The 17,409-nt window shown below is 67.0% G+C and carries 16 protein-coding genes; 9 read left to right on the forward strand and 7 right to left on the reverse strand.

Annotated elements, in window-relative coordinates; translation table 11 throughout:
- Window positions 1-34: 34 nt before the first annotated feature.
- The gene (locus AC1XX3_RS03085; protein WP_483319610.1) at window positions 35-1,630 is read right to left on the reverse strand and encodes a hypothetical protein; all 1,596 of its coding nucleotides are present in this window, start codon (window positions 1,628-1,630) and stop codon (window positions 35-37) included.
- A complete protein-coding gene (locus AC1XX3_RS03090; protein WP_483319611.1) occupies window positions 1,600-2,370 on the reverse strand; it encodes an ABC transporter ATP-binding protein in 771 nt (256 codons plus the stop codon). Before AC1XX3_RS03090 ends, AC1XX3_RS03085 begins: the two co-directional genes overlap by 31 nt.
- Window positions 2,371-2,567: 197 nt before the next feature.
- On the opposite strand from AC1XX3_RS03090, the gene AC1XX3_RS03095 reads away from it, so the two are divergent.
- On the forward strand, window positions 2,568-3,185 hold the full coding sequence (locus AC1XX3_RS03095; RefSeq protein ID WP_483319612.1) for a superoxide dismutase: 618 nt from the start codon (window positions 2,568-2,570) through the stop codon (window positions 3,183-3,185).
- Between the two features lie 84 nt (window positions 3,186-3,269).
- Here AC1XX3_RS03095 and AC1XX3_RS03100 read toward each other — a convergent pair whose 3' ends face one another.
- Together AC1XX3_RS03100 and AC1XX3_RS03105 are read right to left on the reverse strand one after the other, a co-directional pair.
- Window positions 3,270-3,995, reverse strand: coding sequence for a Type 1 glutamine amidotransferase-like domain-containing protein (locus AC1XX3_RS03100; protein WP_483319613.1), 726 nt, complete (start codon window positions 3,993-3,995; stop codon window positions 3,270-3,272).
- Between the two features lie 76 nt (window positions 3,996-4,071).
- Window positions 4,072-4,929, reverse strand: a complete 858-nt coding sequence (locus tag AC1XX3_RS03105; RefSeq protein WP_483319614.1) for a glycerophosphodiester phosphodiesterase — start codon at window positions 4,927-4,929, stop codon at window positions 4,072-4,074.
- A 196-nt stretch (window positions 4,930-5,125) separates the two neighbouring features.
- Between AC1XX3_RS03105 and AC1XX3_RS03110 the strand changes: the two genes are divergently transcribed.
- Window positions 5,126-5,488: a hypothetical protein gene (locus AC1XX3_RS03110; protein ID WP_483319615.1), complete on the forward strand. Its 363-nt coding sequence runs from the start codon at window positions 5,126-5,128 to the stop codon at window positions 5,486-5,488.
- A gap of 85 nt (window positions 5,489-5,573) precedes the next feature.
- On the forward strand, window positions 5,574-6,614 hold the full coding sequence (locus tag AC1XX3_RS03115; protein WP_483319616.1) for an LLM class F420-dependent oxidoreductase: 1,041 nt from the start codon (window positions 5,574-5,576) through the stop codon (window positions 6,612-6,614).
- A gap of 3 nt (window positions 6,615-6,617) precedes the next feature.
- Here AC1XX3_RS03115 and AC1XX3_RS03120 read toward each other — a convergent pair whose 3' ends face one another.
- Window positions 6,618-8,150: an ATP-dependent DNA ligase gene (locus AC1XX3_RS03120; RefSeq protein ID WP_483319617.1), complete on the reverse strand. Its 1,533-nt coding sequence runs from the start codon at window positions 8,148-8,150 to the stop codon at window positions 6,618-6,620.
- 512 nt (window positions 8,151-8,662) lie between these two features.
- On the opposite strand from AC1XX3_RS03120, the gene AC1XX3_RS03125 reads away from it, so the two are divergent.
- Genes AC1XX3_RS03125 through AC1XX3_RS03145 form a run of 5 tightly spaced genes read left to right on the forward strand, consistent with a single transcriptional unit; the run spans window position 8,663 to window position 14,335 of the window.
- Window positions 8,663-10,492: an ABC transporter substrate-binding protein gene (locus AC1XX3_RS03125; RefSeq protein WP_483319618.1), complete on the forward strand. Its 1,830-nt coding sequence runs from the start codon at window positions 8,663-8,665 to the stop codon at window positions 10,490-10,492.
- A gap of 30 nt (window positions 10,493-10,522) precedes the next feature.
- Window positions 10,523-11,533 carry an ABC transporter permease gene (locus AC1XX3_RS03130; protein ID WP_483319619.1) on the forward strand — a complete coding sequence of 337 codons (1,011 nt, stop codon included), beginning with the start codon at window positions 10,523-10,525 and terminating at the stop codon, window positions 11,531-11,533.
- Entirely contained in the window at window positions 11,533-12,483 is a 951-nt protein-coding gene (locus AC1XX3_RS03135; RefSeq protein WP_483319620.1) for an ABC transporter permease, read from the forward strand. The genes AC1XX3_RS03130 and AC1XX3_RS03135 overlap by 1 nt, the downstream gene beginning before the upstream one ends.
- The gene (locus AC1XX3_RS03140) at window positions 12,480-13,568 is read left to right on the forward strand and encodes an ABC transporter ATP-binding protein (RefSeq protein WP_483319621.1); all 1,089 of its coding nucleotides are present in this window, start codon (window positions 12,480-12,482) and stop codon (window positions 13,566-13,568) included. Before AC1XX3_RS03135 ends, AC1XX3_RS03140 begins: the two co-directional genes overlap by 4 nt.
- The gene (locus AC1XX3_RS03145) at window positions 13,565-14,335 is read left to right on the forward strand and encodes an ABC transporter ATP-binding protein (RefSeq protein ID WP_483319622.1); all 771 of its coding nucleotides are present in this window, start codon (window positions 13,565-13,567) and stop codon (window positions 14,333-14,335) included. Before AC1XX3_RS03140 ends, AC1XX3_RS03145 begins: the two co-directional genes overlap by 4 nt.
- 36 nt (window positions 14,336-14,371) lie before the next feature.
- On the opposite strand, the gene AC1XX3_RS03150 is transcribed toward AC1XX3_RS03145, so the two are convergent.
- Window positions 14,372-14,941, reverse strand: coding sequence for an arsenate reductase/protein-tyrosine-phosphatase family protein (locus AC1XX3_RS03150; protein WP_483319623.1), 570 nt, complete (start codon window positions 14,939-14,941; stop codon window positions 14,372-14,374).
- A gap of 96 nt (window positions 14,942-15,037) precedes the next feature.
- Between AC1XX3_RS03150 and AC1XX3_RS03155 the strand changes: the two genes are divergently transcribed.
- Window positions 15,038-16,015: a hypothetical protein gene (locus AC1XX3_RS03155; protein ID WP_483319624.1), complete on the forward strand. Its 978-nt coding sequence runs from the start codon at window positions 15,038-15,040 to the stop codon at window positions 16,013-16,015.
- A 65-nt stretch (window positions 16,016-16,080) separates the two neighbouring features.
- On the opposite strand, the gene AC1XX3_RS03160 is transcribed toward AC1XX3_RS03155, so the two are convergent.
- On the reverse strand, window positions 16,081-17,349 hold the full coding sequence (locus AC1XX3_RS03160; RefSeq protein WP_483319625.1) for a nucleotide sugar dehydrogenase: 1,269 nt from the start codon (window positions 17,347-17,349) through the stop codon (window positions 16,081-16,083).
- Between the last annotated feature and the right edge of the window lie 60 nt (window positions 17,350-17,409).

Raw genomic sequence — 17,409 nt, forward strand, 5'->3', positions numbered from 1 at the left:
GTGCTCCGCGAACCGGCTCAGCCGGCGAGAGGGCTCAGGCGGTCCGCTCGCTGACCGCCCGCATCACCTCGGGCCAGCGCCGGTCGAGCAGCGCACCGCCCTTGCTGATGCCGAGCCGCAGGACGATCAACCCGCTGATCACACCGACTGGGATGGACAGATAACCGAGCCAGGTGATCCAGAACGACGCCACCACCAGCGCCAGGGTGGGCAGGGCCAGCACGAGGGTGCCCAGGGTGGCGAGGGTGAAGGACAAGAACGCCGGCAACCCGCCACTGCTGCCCTTCTGGAACGGGTTGGCTCCCGGTGGGGGCGCCGGCCACTGCCAGATCGAACCGACGTAGGAGCCGACCCCGAGACCGACCAGCATCAAGGCGACCGTGCCGCCGGCGGCAGCCGGCAGCAGCTCCCACTGGCCGGTCAGCGCGGTGGCGACGAGCAGCAGCAACACCACCATCGGGCCGAAGATGGTCAGGGTCGACATCACCCGCCCGGAGCGGTCGTCGGCCCCCCGCAGACCAGAGGAGACGTGCAGCCACACCGCCGTCCCGTCGTAGGCGAGGTCCTGAGCGACGCTCATCCCGATCAACAGCCCCAGCAGCATCGGCGAGAAGGTGGCCACGGCCAGGCTGCCGCCGCTGGGGTTGGCCAGCTGGCTGGCCACCAGGACGATCGGAGCGATCAAGAAGCCGGCCACGCCGGCGAGATAGCGGGGGTCGCGGCGCCAGTAGCGCAGTGTCCGGCCGGCCACCCCGCCCGCCGGCGTCGCCGGATAGAGGCGCTCGACGAAGGTCCCCTCCTTGACCTTCTTCGACGACTCCGCGCCACCCTCGATCGGCTCGGTCAGCCGTTTGCCGAGGAAATAGCCCCAGGCCACCCAGAGGGCGGCGACCAGCGCCAGCGCCAGCACCAGGTGCAGCGCCGCCGTGGCCCAGTTGCCGCGAGCGACGTCCGCGGGCACCGCCCAGATCCAGCCGAACGGCGTCCAGCCGGCGATGGTGGCCGCATCACTCAGCCCGATCCGCATCGAGGCTGCGTTGGCCTCCACCATCGAGCCGAAGAGGTTGCCGCCGATGCCCAGCACGGCACCGGACAGGGCAAGGGCCACGAAGGCGAGGTCGCGGAAGCGGCGCGACGACAGGAACGCCGAGAAGGCCGAGGTCCCGACCCGGGACACCAGGAAGCAGGTGGCCACCCCGACCGGAACCGCGATGACGGCGGCGAGGACCTCGGCCGGACCCCGAGACCAGGTGGCGACCAGTCCGGCCGAGACCAGCACCGTGGCGATCCCGGGACTGCCGACCAGTCCGGCCACCAGCAGCCCCGGCAGGAGGTCGCGGGCCCGTACCGGCAGCAGCGCGAACTTGGCCGGGTCCACCGTCTCGTCGACGCCGTAGACCAGCAACGACAGCATCAGCCAGCCGAGGGTGAGCAGCGCGAAACAGAGCACGGTGACGTCAGCTGCCAGCTCGACCCCGCTGAACCGGAGCGCCACCAGCCCTCCGATGGCCAGCGCCACCAGCGACAGGGCGTACAACATCCCCAAGATCAACCCGACGGTACGCCAGACGCTGCGCTTGAGACTGTTGCGGAGCAGGCTCAGCTTGAGCTTGACGAGGAGCGCAACCATGCCAGACCCTCCTCTCCCGCGGCGGTGAAGCCCACCAGGTCGAGGAACCGTTGCTGCAGGCTGGAGCCGGCGCGCACCTCGTCGATCGTGCCGGCAGCGAGGACGCGGCCCTGGGCCACCACGGCCAGCTCGTCGCAGAGACTCTCCACCAGCTCCATCACGTGGCTCGACATCACCACGGTGCCGCCGCCGCGCACGTAGTTGCGCAGAATGGAGCGGATGCCCTCCCCGGACACCGGGTCCACGGCCTCGAACGGTTCGTCCAGGATGAGCAGCCGGGGCGCGTGGATGAGGGCGCAGGCCAGACCGATCTTCTTGGTCATGCCGGCGGAATACTCGACCACCAGCGTGTCGCGGTCGGCGGTCAGGCCGAGGGCCTCCAACAGCTCGGACGCACGAGCGGCGATGTCGGCCGGCGCCACCTTGCGGAGCAGCCCGACGTAGTGCAGCAGCTCCCAGCCACTCAGCCGGTCGAAGAGGCGTACGCCGTCGGGCAGCACGCCCATCAGCGCCTTCGCCGCGGCCGGGTCGGTCCAGACGTCATGGCCGAGGATCGCGGCAGTGCCGGCGTCCGGACGCAGCAGCCCGGTGGCCATCGACAGGGTCGTGGTCTTGCCCGCTCCGTTGGGTCCCACCAGCCCGAACATGCACCCGGCCCTCACCTCCAGGTGCAGGTTGTCGACGGCTCGTTTCTGTCCGAATGCCTTGTGCAGTCCCACCAGGGACATCGCTGACGCCATGGCAGTAGTCAACACCAGCAGCCGGGCCACCGGGCAGGACGGATGTCACCGGTTCGCAGGACAGATGTCATGTCGACCCGAGCCCTCTCAGCTCGCTCACAGAGGGCGGTACGGGCGCCTACACGGGCCGGATCGACGCGCGTAGGATGCGAATCGAGTTGAACGACCCGCTCATCCCCGACTGCGAGAGGAACCTCATGGCGGCATACAACCTCCCTGACCTGCCCTACGACTACAGCGCACTCGCGCCGCACATCGCCCCCGAGATCATGGAGCTGCACCACTCGAAGCACCATGCCACCTACGTCAAGGGTCTGAACACCGCTCTCGAGCAGCTGGAGGAGGCGCGGGACAGCAACTCCTTCGGCAGCATCGGCGGCCTCGAGCGCACCCTGGCGTTCAACCTGGGTGGGCACATCAACCACTCGATCTTCTGGAAGAACCTGTCCCCCAACGGCGGCGACAAGCCCGAGGGCGAGCTGGCCGCCGCGATCGACGAGTTCTTCGGCAGCTTCGACAAGTTCCAGGCCCACTTCGAGGGCACCGCGAACACGATCCTCGGCTCCGGCTGGGCGATCCTGGCGTACGACACCCTCGGCCAGCGGCTCAACATCGTGCAGCTGTATGACCAGCAGGGCAACGTGCCGGTCGCACAGATCCCGATCGTGATGCTGGACATGTGGGAGCACGCGTTCTACCTGCAGTACAAGAACGTCAAGGCCGACTACGTCAAGGCCTGGTGGAACGTGGTCAACTGGGCCGACGCGGCGCAGCGCTTCGCCGCCGCCAAGACCCAGACCCCCGGCCTGGTCTGATCATCGGAGTCTGAACCGCTGATCGACGACGGCGTCCACCGATTCCGGTGGGCGCCGTTTCGTCTGCCCGGACCGGTGACCAGGTCAGCCGGCAGCCCGTTCGGCGCGGACGCCGACCGCCGCGCCCACCGGTTCGGCCCACCACACCTGACCGCCGCCGTGCACGGTGGCGCCCCGGTTGATCACCAAGGCGGTGTCCTCGTCGATGGCCACCCCGCGGTCGAGCTCGAACCTGGACACGGCTGCCACCAGCCGCGATACGTTGCCCCACTGGGCGGCATGGACGTCCACGGTGAACGGCACCAGACCGAGTCCGTCCACCACGGTGAGCTCGTCCAGGTCCTCGGCGTTGTCCTCGGCACAGACGGCGACACCACCGTCACGCCAGCCGCCGACCAGCGCTCGCTCAGCGGCGATGGCGGCACCCGCCGAGAAGCCGAGGTACGGCATGCCGTCGCCGACCATCGCCGCGAGCTCCTGCTTCATCCCGACCAACGCCTGGAGATAGGCCGGGGTCAATCCGCCACCGACCAGGATCGCATCGGAGTCCGCCACGATCGTCGCGGGGGCGAGATCACCCTCGGCGACCGCGACGCCACTGACCTCGACCTCGGTGAGGCCGGCGAGAATGTCGGCGAACTGGTTGATCCTGGTCGCGGCGTCGGCGCCCGCGGCCACCACCACGACGGTGATCACCGCCGCTCTGGCGCCGCGGCTACGGGCGCGGGCGGCGGCCTCGGTAGCGAACCGCCGATAGACCTGCTCGCGGTGCATTCCCGACCACCCACCACCGACAAGGTGCACGCTCACGGCTCGACCCTAGTCAGTCGACGACGCCGGCACACCGCAACGCGAGAATCCGCCACCTCAGTCGAATCCATGCCGATCAAGAGCGCCCAGCATGATCAGGCGATGGCTGGAGCGCTTCGATGGCCAGCACCGGATCGTCGACGACGATAGCCGCCGGAGCGATGGCGATGGCGCCGTGGACGTCGTCGACGGTACGCACCGGCCAGACCCACAGGTCCACACCGGCGCGGCGGAAGTCATCCGCCATCGGAGCGACCCGCCGCCAGTTCGGCATGTAGCAGCTGCCGGTCGCGCGTACGATCTCGACGTCGATCGAGAGGCTGTGATCGCTGATCAGGCTGTAGCGCAGCCGGCGCCGACGGTCCACCTGCTTCACCAGCTCGATGACCTGCCCGCTGGTGGACGACACGATGGTCCGGCGTGCCAGCCCGTAGCGGTAGATCGCGGCGACGTACGCCGTCGCCTGGGCGCCGGTCAGCGCCCGACCCGGGGCCAGCTTGATCTCCGGGTTGATCAGCAAATCGGTGGTGCGGGCGAACGCGAGCACCTGGGCGAAAGTCGGGATCCGCTCCCCGGCGAACTCCGGTCCGAACCACGAGCCGGCGTCGCACCGGTCCAGCTCGGCCGCGGTCAGGTTCTCCAGCGGTCCGGTGCCGTCGGTCGTGCGGTCCACCGTGTCGTCGTGCAGCACATACATCTGGCCGTCGGCGCTCCAGCGGACGTCGAACTCGATCGCGTCGACACCCGCCCGGTGGGCGTAGCGGAACGCTGCCATGGTGGATTCCGGCGCACCGGTCAACGTGCCACGGTGACCCGACACGATCGGTCGATCCCTCGGTCCGGCCACCGGAGCCACGTTGCGTCGAAGCGGTAGCCGCTCTCGCAGCCCGGTGAGCGTCGCTCGAAGATGATCAGTCGCCGCAAACGTAGCCACGGCCGCCATTCTTGCCGATGCGGCTCCCAACGGGTGGCCCGCCGCCGAAGACGCGCCGTGTTGATCATTCGAGCTCTCCGTCGCCGCCCGCTCCGAAACGACCCCGCTTGGTCGCGTTGCGTCCAGAGACCGTCCACGGGAGCATGTCAGCTGCCCGGCACGGTGCCCACCGTGCCCCGAACCAGCGGGAGCACTCATGCCCTACGACAACCTGGAGCTCGACTCGACGCTGTCTGTCCCGACCATCACCGACCTGTTCCGCGCCACGATCAGCGACGAAGCGCCGCAGGCGACGTTCGGCACCATCGATGTGTCTGCTGACCGCGCCGACGACTTCGGCGGGTTCGCCAAGGACAAGCGGCTGACGACGCAGTGGTGCGTCCAGATCTTCGTCCGCGACGACGGTCCGAGCCGGCATGTCCAGCTCGTCGTGCTGGGTTCGTCGGCGTTGGCCAAGGTCTGGTCCGGCACCCGCAACACCTACTCGGCGACTGCTGGGCGCCCGAAAGCGCTGGCCGTCATTGACGCTCTCCGGGCGGCGGAGCGCGACGGGCGCTGACGTCAGGACCCCAGTCCCCGCCAACAGGTGAAACGATTTTCCATCGCTCTTCTCGATCTTCCCCAGGGGGTCTAGGTTGGCGCTCATGCGCTTTGGTCTGTTCATTCCCCAGGGTTGGAAACTCGATCTCGTCGGCATCGCCCCCACCGAGCAGTGGAGCACGATGCGGTCACTGGCTCAGTACGCCGACACCGCCCCCGCGGGGGCCGGCGGCCCGGGCGACGACCCGGCGTGGGAGTCGATCTGGGTGTTCGACCACTTCCACACGGTGCCGGAGCCGACCGAGGAGGCGACCCACGAGGCGTGGAGCCTGATGGCAGCCTTCGCGGCGAGCACCGACCGGGTTCGGCTCGGCCAGATGTGCACCTGCATGGCATACCGCAACCCCGCCTACCTCGCCAAGGTCGCAACGACCATCGACATCATCAGCGGCGGCCGCGTCGAGATGGGCATCGGTGCCGGCTGGTACGAGCACGAGTGGCGCGCCTACGGCTATGGCTTTCCCAGCGCCGGCGACCGCATCCGCGCGCTGGCTGAGGGCGTCGACATCATGGCCCAGATGTGGCGGCACGGCACCGCCACGATGGACGGCCGCTACTTCCAGGTCGACGGCGCCCGCAACTACCCGCAGCCGCTGCAACACGCAGCGGGAGCGTCGGCCGGACCCAGCATCCCCTTCTGGATCGCGGGCGGCGGCGAGAAGAAGACGCTGCGGGTCGCGGCCGAATATGCGCAGTACACCAACTTCGACGGCTCCCCCGACGGCTTCCAGCGCAAGTCAGACATCCTGCAGAGCCACTGCGCCGATGCCGGCACCGACTTCGACGCCATCGTCCGTTCGGCGAACTACAACGTGGTGATCGGCGAGAACGACGCGGAGGTCGCCGACCGGATCTCCTGGTATGCCGACCGCTTCGCCACGCTGGTGCCCAACAAGGCAGCCGAGTCGACCGAGCAGCTGCGCAACGGACCGCTGGTCGGCACCCCCGAGGTGATCATCGAGCGACTCAAGGAGATGGAGTCGCTGGGGATGACCTACACCATCACCAACTTCGCCGAGGCAGCGTACGACCGTAGCGGCATCGAGCTGTTCCAGCGTGAGGTCATCCCCGCCTTCCGCAGCTGAGAGCTAGGTCGACACCTCCGGGGCCAGCGCCTTCACCGTGTCCAGGGTGTCGACCTGCTCGACGGTCTTGTCGTCGCGATAGCGCAGCACCCGTGCGAACCGCAGGGCCACCCCACCGGGATAGCGACTGGACCGCTGCAGCCCGTCGCAGGCGATCTCGACCACCAACGGCGGGTCGACGTACACCGTTCCCGTGGTGCGCCGGACCTCGCGGGCCAGCAGCTGTTCGGTCTGCCACGTCAGCAGCCCGTCGGTCAGGCCTTTGAACGTCTTGCCGAGCATGATCAGCTCACCCGAGGGCTCGCGCGCAGCCAGGTGGAGATTGGAGAGCCATCCTTGCCGTCGGCCGTGGCCCCACTCGGCGGCCACCACGGCCAGGTCGAACGTGTGCCGCGGCTTGATCTTGACCCAGGACGAGTCGCGCCGTCCGGCACCGTAGGTCGAGTCGAGATCCTTGACCACCACGCCTTCGAAGCCGGCAGCCACGACGTCGCGGAAGGTGTCCGCCACCCGCTCGGCGGTATCGCACACCGCCCGTCCCACCACCAGCTCGGGTGGCAGCACCTGGGTCATCCGGGCGACCCGGGCCTGCAGCGGGAGATCCAGCAGGTCCTCCCCGTCGACGTGCAGCAGGTCGAAGAACGAGACCGTCAGCGGCGTCTGCGAGGCAGAGCCGGTCACGTCGACGGTGGTCGCGGTGCGGGAGGCGATCACCTGGAACGACTCGGGTCGCCCGTCGGGCCGCAGGGCCAGCACCTCGCCGTCCAGCACCAGTCGCCGGTGCGGCAGCGCGCTCACCACGGCGACCACCTCGGGCAGCCGAGCGGTGATGTCGTCGAGGCTGCGGCTGTAGACCGAGACCTCGTCGTCGCGACGGTGCACCTGCACCCGGATCCCGTCCAGCTTGTGGTCGACCAACGCCGGCAGACCCGTCTTGGCGACCGCGGTCTCGGCGTCCGGGGCCGCCGCGGCCAGCATCGGCTGGATCGGCGTGCCGACCTGGAGACCGACGCTCTCCAGTGCTGCCTGACCACCGGCCAGCAGCACCGCCGCAGCACCGGTGGTGGACGACAGCAACATGGCCGCCCGCCGCACCACCGCCACCGGAACCTCGAACGCCGCGGCCAGCCCTTCCTGCACGGCGGCCTCGAGCGCACCCTGGCGCAGGTCGCCGAACACGAGCCCACGCAGCAGCTGTTGCTCCGCCTCGGTCGCCTGGCCGAACAGGTCCATTGCCTGCGCTGCGCGTGCCGCCGACGAGCCGGGCCCCGCCAGCGCGGCGATCCGCTCCAGGGCGGCGTCCGTGGCGGCCAGGGTCAACACCGGCTCGGTGACCGGCGGCGGCATCTCCTGCAGTGACGCCCACCCCAGACCGGTCCGGCGCTGGCGCAGGCTGCCGGCGAGATAGCTCACCGCGATCTCCACGTCGTCGACCGAGGCGTCGCGCAGGACTGCCGCGATCAACTCGCGCTTGGTGATCCGAGAACGCGTCGCAGCCAGTTCCTGCGACGCCGAGGCGATCCGTGCCAGCAGCATGGGCCCATCCTGCCGCTCAGCGCTGACACCGTCGCACCCGGCGGCACGCCGCGACCGACCGGTCGCGGGGGCCGGCCAAAATACACGACATTCGCGCCTCAGAGAGGCTCTCGTCAATATTTGTCGAGGCAATCGATGACCTCTTGGTCGCGGGATTTCTTTTGAATAAACATCTGTTCGTCATTTGTTCACGGGCCATTGACACCGAACCGGTTCAGTGGTGAGTTGTCTACAGCAATGGGGCTGGAGTAACGAGGGGACGCAATGATGCAGACCGGGGCGCACCGCAGCTTCCGTAGGCCACGTCCTCCAGCGCGCACCACGACATGATCCGCAGCAGGCTGCGGCGTACCAGCGGTGAACCTCATCATCGTGAGCCCCGAGGCCTCGTTTGCCTTGCCGCTCCCCTGTTCACCTGCGTCCGATCACGGCACAGTTCGACCCCGCGCCCCGCGGCGGGCTTCGCGTCGTGCGCCATCGTCACGACGGTCACATCTCCTGGGAGGATCTAGATGAACGACGACTTGAACGACAGCCCCGACCTCGGCCAGCCCGACGGCAACCACTGGGGCACCACCTGGGCCACCAGTCGCCGCCGGTTCCTGTCGCTCGCCGGCCTGGCCGCCGGCGGGGCAGCCGTCGGGGTCGGCGCGGCCGGCTGCGGCACGGCCAAGACCGGCAACGACACCGGGCCGGGCAACCAGGGTCGTCCGGGTGCCTCGGGCGACACCATGTTCGTCGCCGGCTTCCAGTGGGGACCGCCCAGCAACTTCAACCCGCTCAGCCCGTCGCCGGCGTGGCCGACCAGCGGTGGCCAGAGCCAGCTCATCTACGAGTCGCTGCTGCGCTTCAACCTGCTCGACGGCTCGCTCGCCCCCGGTCTCGGCAAGGAGCTGCAGGAGCCCCAGCCCGGAACGATGGTCGTACCGCTGCAGGAGGGGACCAAGTGGTCCGACGGTTCTGAGCTGACCGCCGACGACGTGGTCTTCACCTACGAGCTGGCCAAGACCAACACCGGCCTGAGCTTCTCCAACGTCTGGCAATACCTGGAGTCCATCGAGGCGACTGACCCGCGCACCGTCACCTTCACGCTGAAGAAGACCCCGTTCAACCCCGGTCAGGTACGCGCCTCGATTGCCGGCGTCCTCATCCTGCCGAAGGCGGTCTGGAGCAACATCGCCAGCGACAAGCTGGTGTCGGAGACCAACCTCAAGCCGGTCGGCAGCGGGCCGTTCCTGCTGGACAAGTATGACCAGACCCAGGTGGCCCTGAAGCGCAACGACGACTACTGGGGCAAGACCGTCTACGGAACCCCGGCCATGCTCGCGATCAACCACCCCATCTTCAAGGACAACAACGGTGGCGACGTGAAACTGGAGAGCGGCGAGATCGATGCCAGCCAGCAGTTCACCCCGCAGATCTGGAAGATGTGGGAGGACAAGGGCAAGCCGGTCAGCACCTGGCTGAAGGAGAAGCCGTACCACCTGCCCGGCAACCTGCCCTTGTTGATCTTCAACCTCAACGTCAAAGGGCTGGACAACGTCAAGGTGCGTCAGGCCATCGCCTACGCCATCGACTACCCCAACATCGCCAGCACCGCGATGAGCAACTACTCCGACCCGGCCAACGCCAGTCTGATCGTGCCCACGGGATACGAGGAGAAGTACTACGACAAGGCCGCGGTCGAGGCCGAGGGCTGGACGTACGACAAGACCAAGGCCGTCGACATCCTCGAGGGTGAGCTCAAAGCCAAGAAGGGGTCCGACGGCATCTACGTGCTGCCCGACGGGACCAAGCTGGGCGGCTGGAAGCTGATCACCCCCACCGGCTGGAGCGACTGGAACACCGCCTGCGAGATCGTGGCCAAGAGCGCCAAGGCGGTCGGCATCGGCATCGAGACCGAGTTCCCGCAGGCACCGACCATGACGTCGAAGATGCAGAACGGCGACTTCGAGCTGTGCATGTTCAGCTATTCCGGCGTCGGCGCGGCAAGCCCGTGGACCCGCTTCCGCGACGCGCTCGACGACCGTGGCGTGGCCGCCGTCGGCAAGACCGCCTACTACAACTACAACCGGTTCTCGCATCCAGACGTCCCCGGGCTGCTGGACACGGCTGCCGAGGCGGCGACCGACGAGGAGCGCAAGACCGCGCTCGGCCAGCTGGACAAGATCTACCGCGAGCAGATCCCGGTCGTGCCACTGATGTATCGCCCGCTGGAGTTCTTCGAATACAACGAGTCCAACTGGACCGGCTTCCCGTCGGCCGAGGATCCCTACGCACCGCCGATGTGGCAGGGCGCCGGCATCCAGTGGCTGTTCAAGATCAAGAAGGTAGGGACATAGGCGGCCGCGGTAGCAGGAAGGACCTCCCAAATGAGCCTGGCCCGCTATCTCGGTCGGAAGCTGGTGTGGTACCTCGGCGTGCTGATCGTCGCTCTGCTGCTCAACTTCCTGCTGCCTCGTCTCATCCCGGGCAATCCGGTCGACGCGATCGTCGCCCAGATGTCGCGCGGTGGTGGGGCGAGCGGCGAACAGCTGAAGCAGACGTACGAGAACTACATGCGTGAGTTCGGTCTGGACCAGCCCTTGTGGCGCCAGTTCCTGACCTATCTCGGGAACCTCGCGCACGGTGACCTGGGGACGTCGCTGGGACAGTACCCAGCGTCGGTCAACACCTTGGTGGGCCAGGCTCTTCCCTGGAGCATCGTGCTGCAGGTGCCGGCGATCCTGATCGGCTGGATCGTCGGCAACCTGCTCGGTGCCATCGCGGCGTTCCGCGGCGGTTGGTTCGACCGGGGCGTGTTCGTCAGCTCGCTCTTCCTCACCTCAATCCCCTACTACTGCCTGGCCATCCTCTTGGTCTTCATCGTCGGGGTGCGGATGGGAATCCTGCCGGTCAGCGGGGCGTACTCGTTCGGGCTGACCCCGGAGTGGTCGTTCGCCTTCTTCGGCGACGCCATTACTTACTTCTGGTTGCCGTTCTGGTCCCTGGTGCTGGTCTTCATCGGTGGCCAGGCGGTCGGGATGCGGTCGATGGCGATCTATGAGCTGGGCGCCGACTACGTCAACTACGGCCGCGGACTGGGCCTGGGTGACAACCGGATCACCCGCTACATCTTCCGCAACGCGATGTTGCCGCAGATCACCGGTCTCGCGCTGTCGATCGGTGGGCTGGTCGGTGGCGCTCTGGTGACCGAGCTGGTGTTCTCCTATCCCGGCATCGGCTCGCTGCTGTTCAGCGCCATCGGCACCAACGACTATCCGGTGATCTCCTCCATCACCTTGATCATCACCGTCACCGTGCTGGCCGCCAACTTCGCGGTCGACATCCTGAACGGATTCATCGATCCACGCATCCGGGCAGCCCAGGCAGGAGACCGCTGATGAAGGCCATGAACTTCACCCCACGATTCTGGGTGGCTGCCAGCTTGATCCTCTTCACGCTGATCTTGGGCCTGCTTGGACCACTGGTGGTCCGGATCGACCCCGACACGGTCGTGGGTGGTCTCTATGACAAGCCGACCAGTGGCTCGCTGGCCCTGTTGCTGGGCACCGACAACGAGGGCCAAAGCGTCTTGGCCAACATCGTCTACGGGATTCGGACCTCACTGCTGGTCGGCCTGATCGCCGGGCTGATCGCCACCGCCATCGGCCTGGTCATCGGTCTGGTGGCCGGCTACCAGGGCGGCCTGCTCGACGACATCCTCTCCGGCATCACCAACATCGCACTGTCGATCCCCACCATCGTGATCATCATCTTGGTCGGCGTCTCCCTCGACAGTCGCAGCCCGGTCAGCCTGGCGATCCTGATCGGCCTCACCTCCTGGCCCTGGCTGGCCCGTGCGGTTCGGGCCCAGTCGAGCAGCGTCCGTACCCGTGAGCACATCGACGTGGCACGGCTGTCCGGGGCCCGCTGGATCTCCATCCTCGCCTGGGACGTGCTGCCCTATCTGTTCAGCTATGTCGCGATGGCGTTCGTGCTGCAGGTGTCCGGCGCCATCTTGGCCGAGGCGACCCTGAGCCTGCTCGGTCTCGGTCCGGCGGGCAGCGTCAGTCTCGGCGTGATGCTCTATTGGGCGCAGGTGTGGGGGTCGGTACGTACCGGCGCCTGGTGGGCGTTCCTGCCCCCGACGATCATGCTCAGCATCGTGGCTTTCTCGCTGCTGCTGCTGCAGTCGAGCCTGGACGAGGTTTTCAACCCGCGGCTGCGTCGTGGTCGCACCAAGCGCCGCAAGCGCGGCTTGGCGAGCGCCACGAGCGCGGCGCCCACCCCGATCGGCGCCACCGGCATCGTCGAGAGCCCGGTCCCTGCTCCCAGTGGAGGTTCGCGATGACCCGCCTGCTGAATGCCGAGCACCTGCGTGCCGCCTATCGCACGCCGGACGGCCGAGAGGTGGTCGCCGTCGACGACGTCAGTGTCCATATCGACGAGGGGGAGGTCCTCGGCGTGGCCGGCGAGTCGGGTTCCGGCAAGTCGACGCTCGGCGCGATCCTCTCCCTGACCGCCCGCGACCCCCTGTTCGTCGAGTCGGGCACCTTGGACATCGACGGCAAGCGGCAGGAGTTCGGCGAGCGCAGCAAGATCCCCCGCACCTGGCGTGGGTCGGTGGTGTCGCTGCTGCCGCAGGGAGCGATGAACTCCATCAGCCCCACGCTGCGGGTCCGTGACCTGGTCTTCCACGTCGTCCGGGCACACGACCGGTCGATCAAACGGGACGAGGCGCTGGACCGGGCCCGCGACCGGCTGACCAGTCTGGACCTGCCGGCCCGGGTGCTGGACGCCTACCCGCATCAGCTGTCCGGCGGCATGAAGCAGCGCACCGTGACGATCATCTCGACGCTGCTCAACCCGCGGCTGCTGATCGCCGACGAGCCGACGTCGGCGCTCGACGTGTCGTCGCAGAAGGCGCTGATCGAGATGCTGTTGCAGATGCTGGAGCAGAAGATCATGGCCGGCGTCGTCTTCGTGACCCACGACCTGCCGGTGCTCCGTACGGTCTCGGACCGCATCGCTGTCATGTATGCCGGCAAGATCATCGAGGTGGGTGACGCCGATGAGCTCACCAGTCGGCCGCGCCACCCCTACTCGGCGGCCCTGCTCGGCTCGGTGCTGGTGCCGGAGCCGGCATACCGGAAGATGCGGGTGTATGGCATTCCCGGTGCGCCGCCGAACCTGGCCAACCCGCCCTCGGGCTGTCGCTTCCACCCGCGCTGCGGCCTCGCGATGCCCGAGTGCCACACCGAAGAGCCGCCCCACGTCGGCACCGAGCTGCGGTTCTCCAAGTGCTTCTGGTCGCTGCAGCACCCCGGCGAGTCGGTGCCGCTCAAGGCGGTGGCCTCAGCCGACCTGGCCGAGTCCGACCCGGTGGTGGCTGATCCAGAGCCACGGAGCGAGGAAGCGAGCGAGGTGCCAGCATGAGCAAGGTCTTCTCCGCCACCAACCTGACCAAGACGTTCGGCCACGGGAAGAACGCCGTCGAAGCCGTCAAGCAGGTCTCCTTCTCGCTGCAGGAGAACGAGGTTGTCACCGTCGTCGGTGAGAGCGGCTCGGGCAAGTCCACCCTGGCGCGGATGGTGCTCGGTCTGTTGCCGATCACCTCAGGCACCATGACCTTTCAGGACAAGGACGTCACCCACCTCGACGCCAACGCCCGCGCCGCATACTGGCGCGACGTGCAGGCGGTGTTCCAGGACCCCTTCTCCTCGTTCAACCAGTTCTTCACCGTGCGGCGGCTGCTGAACCGCTCGCTGCGGCTGCTCGACTCCGACGTCGGCCGCGAGCGGTTGGAGGAGTCACTGAACTATGTCGGGCTGACCGGACCCGACGTGCTGGACCGCTATCCGCATCAGCTGTCCGGCGGGCAGCGGCAACGGATCATGATTGCGCGAGCGCTCATGCTGCGCCCCAAGATGCTGGTGGCGGACGAGGCGACGTCGATGTTGGACGCGTCGCTGCGGGTCAGCGTGCTCAACGTGTTGACCGACCTGCGCGATGAGCTGGGCATGACGGTGTTGTTCATCACCCACGACATCGGCCAGGCCTGCTACATCGCTGACCGGGTGCTGGTGATGGAGAACGGCGTGATGGTCGAGCAGGGCAGCACCGACGACGTGATCTTCAACCCGCAGCACGAATACACCCAGCGGCTGCTGAGTGACGTACCCCGGTTGCACGAGGCGGGCTGAGCCGCACGACGAGGACCAGGCTGAGCCGGCAACGCCTCAGGTCGGATTGACGACTACGCGGGTGATCACGTCGACCGCGGCCTTGATCTCCGCGAACGCCTCGGCGTACGCCTGATCACCGCGACGGTAGGGGTCGGCCACGTCATCATCGGCCGGGCGTGGCTGCTGCCCGCCGCGCTGCGCGGACGCCAACGCAATCGAGGCCTGCAGCCGCTCGGCCACCGATCCGTTGGGCAGCTCCGCCGGGTCCACCCGGTCCAGCAGCCGGGCGTACTGGCGCAGGGTGAAGGTGCGACGTACGGCGGCGGGCCAGAGCTCGACCACCGCACCGCGGTGGGCCCGGGTCATAGCCAGCACGAGCCCAGCCGGCTTGATCACGCGTTCACTCAGTTGCGTGGCGGCGAAGTCGGCGGCTGACCCGCCTGCCTGTTCGATCAAGGTATCCATCGGCGGCGACACCGGATCGCCCGCCATCGCGTACGTGCCGGCCGAGATCACCTGGACGGTCGGTCCCAGCGCGGCTGCGAGCAGGCGCTCGGCGGCGGGTGACCGGCAGATGTTGCCGGTGCAGACGCAGAGAACGGTGAAGGGGGTGATCTCGGCCATCACAGGCGGTGCTCCTGATCTTGGTGCCGGCACGACCGGCTTCTTGTCGTTGTGTCGTCGACGCTTTGGGCAGCGCGTGAACGATAGGCTCGCCGAATGCGCCATTGGCTACAGCAGAACATGCGGTCCGTCGCGACGATAGCAGGGCTCTTGGCGTTGAACGCCATCCTCATCGGCACGCTGGTCCTCCGTCCGTCGCCCGTGATCCCTGCCGTCCCCGCGGACACCAGCACGTCGTCACCGTCGAGCGAGCCGACTGACAGCACTGACGATGAGAGCCCCGCACCCGACGACGACCCGTCGTCCAGTCCCTCGGAATCGTCGACCACCGACGAGTCCGACCCGCAAGAGAGCGCTGTCCCCAACACTCGGATGCTGACCCTGGCCTCGCCGACCAAGGCGTGGCGCGCGACGGCCGGCGACTGCGACCAGATGGGCACCATCGAGCTGAGCACCGACAGTGGGGCCAGCTGGGAGCCGGTCACCGGCCCCGACCTCTCCCCCGTCTCGCGGATCCGGAGCACCGGCACCAACACCGTGTTCGCGGTCGGTGGCAACTCGGACAACTGCAATGCCACCTATGCCATCTCCTACTCCTCCGGGGACGCCTGGGATATCCGCCCCGAAAGCCTCCGCGGCACCTGGTATCGCACCCCCAAAGTGGCCTCCGAGGTACGGGCTCCGACCGGCGAGCGTTCCAAGCCATGCGGCAACGACGTGGTCGATCTGGCGGCCCCGGACAGCCTCAACGCCGCGGTCCTCTGCCTGGATGGCACCCTGCGCATCTCACAGGATGCCGGCGAGACCTGGGAGGAGTCCGAGACGCTCAGCAACGCCGTCGCCCTAGGCGCCGACACCCAGGGCTACGCGGTCGCTGGGCTCGGCGACCGGTGCGAGGGGGTCACGGTGACCACCTTCCAAACCGGCGATCCGGCCGATGCCGGCGAGGAGGGCTGCGCGCCCCTTAAGGATGCCGAGGCCGGCGCTGTCGCGGTAGCCAAGCGTGGCAGCAACGTTTGGGTATGGGCGGGCACTGCGGTCGCCGTGTCGACAGACTCGGGAATGACCTGGTAGCTTGCGCGCCTGTGCACCGTCGGGCTAGGAAAATATTGCAAATCGTTCCTTTGAGCGCCGGACAATCAAAGTCGGACCACTTTGGGGCCGCGAGCCGCATTCCTGGTGTCGAGCACTGACGTTTCCGTACCAGCGATGATTCCGAGGTCGAACGCGTCGTGATCTGTAAGGAGCACGCCCAAGTCGACTGCGCCAAGAATCTCCGCTGTCAGTTCGACCGGTTCGGCTCCTCGTGGCCAGCGATATTCCTCCACGTGCGGGTCAACAGCAAGCACGCGAGCGCCGAGCCCAGTCAGTATTTCGATCAGCTTAAGCGACGGCGACTCCCGAATGTCCCCCGTATTCTTCTTATAGGACAGGCCGATCAGGAGCACCACACTCCCCCGCACCGACCGCTGCGCATCGTTGAGGAGGGCACTGATCCGCTGTGCCACGTAGTTCGGCATATGATCGTTGACATCATTGGCCAACTCAATGAATCGGAAGCTTTGTCCCAATTGCCTACGAACCTGCCACGACAAATAGCTCGGATCCACCGGCAAGCAATGGCCACCGACGCCCGGTCCGGGAGTGAATTTCATGTATCCGAAAGGTTTCGTACTTGCCGCATCGATAGCCTCCCATATGTTAATGCCCAATTGGTCGGCAAAGACGGCAAGCTCATTAACCAGCGCAATATTCACATGTCGGAAAGTATTCTCAAGCAGCTTCGTCAGTTCGGCCTCCTTCGGCGAGGAGACCGGAACTGTGATGTCGACCAGGTGCCCATATAGCCATTGAATTTTCTCTAAGGAAGCGCCATTGACGCCGGACACAACCTTAGGCGTCTCCACGAAGCCGTACTTCGGGTTACCGGGATCTATTCTCTCTGGCGAATAGCCGACATAGAAGTCGGTCCCCGCGCGCAGCCCGCTGACATCTTCCAATATTGGCACCATAAGTTCTTCGGTCGTTCCCGGATAGGTGGTCGACTCAAGCACCACCGTGGCGCCGGGCGCCAAATACTCCCCGAGCTGGCGTGCGGCATCTTCGATGAACGACAAGTCGGGCAGAGTCTCACGAAGAGGTGTCGGGACTGTGATAATGGCGAAGTCAAACGCCCGACACGCCGAATACTCCGTAGTCGGCTCGAAAAACCCACTCTCGACCGCCGCTGCGAGCTCACCATTCGACACGTCTCCTACGTACGAACGTCCAGCTGTTAGCTCCGTCACGCGGTGACTATCGGTGTCTAACCCAACAACAGAGAAGCCGACGGCCACCGCCCTCATAGCGACCGGCAAGCCAACGTATCCCTGGCCAACCACGACCAATTTACCCATACGATCTTTCACTGATTGCTCCTATCGAGCGATGCTTATGACGGGTCGAAGCGTCATTGCTTCAACGCCCCT

Source organism: Microlunatus sp. M237, from assembly GCF_056896895.1.

Bases quoted from the DNA above. Each gene is read 5' to 3' on its own strand.
- AC1XX3_RS03135 (WP_483319620.1), top strand. From the start codon at position 11,533: ATGAAGGCCATGAACTTCACCCCACGATTCTGGGTGGCTGCCAGCTTG.
- AC1XX3_RS03130 (WP_483319619.1), top strand. From the start codon at position 10,523: ATGAGCCTGGCCCGCTATCTCGGTCGGAAGCTGGTGTGGTACCTCGGC.
- AC1XX3_RS03125 (WP_483319618.1), top strand. From the start codon at position 8,663: ATGAACGACGACTTGAACGACAGCCCCGACCTCGGCCAGCCCGACGGC.
- AC1XX3_RS03155 (WP_483319624.1), top strand. From the start codon at position 15,038: ATGCGCCATTGGCTACAGCAGAACATGCGGTCCGTCGCGACGATAGCA.
- AC1XX3_RS03150 (WP_483319623.1), bottom strand. From the start codon at position 14,941: ATGGCCGAGATCACCCCCTTCACCGTTCTCTGCGTCTGCACCGGCAAC.
- AC1XX3_RS03090 (WP_483319611.1), bottom strand. From the start codon at position 2,370: ATGGCGTCAGCGATGTCCCTGGTGGGACTGCACAAGGCATTCGGACAG.
- AC1XX3_RS03095 (WP_483319612.1), top strand. From the start codon at position 2,568: ATGGCGGCATACAACCTCCCTGACCTGCCCTACGACTACAGCGCACTC.
- AC1XX3_RS03140 (WP_483319621.1), top strand. From the start codon at position 12,480: ATGACCCGCCTGCTGAATGCCGAGCACCTGCGTGCCGCCTATCGCACG.
- AC1XX3_RS03110 (WP_483319615.1), top strand. From the start codon at position 5,126: ATGCCCTACGACAACCTGGAGCTCGACTCGACGCTGTCTGTCCCGACC.
- AC1XX3_RS03085 (WP_483319610.1), bottom strand. From the start codon at position 1,630: ATGGTTGCGCTCCTCGTCAAGCTCAAGCTGAGCCTGCTCCGCAACAGT.
- AC1XX3_RS03120 (WP_483319617.1), bottom strand. From the start codon at position 8,150: ATGCTGCTGGCACGGATCGCCTCGGCGTCGCAGGAACTGGCTGCGACG.
- AC1XX3_RS03145 (WP_483319622.1), top strand. From the start codon at position 13,565: ATGAGCAAGGTCTTCTCCGCCACCAACCTGACCAAGACGTTCGGCCAC.
- AC1XX3_RS03115 (WP_483319616.1), top strand. From the start codon at position 5,574: ATGCGCTTTGGTCTGTTCATTCCCCAGGGTTGGAAACTCGATCTCGTC.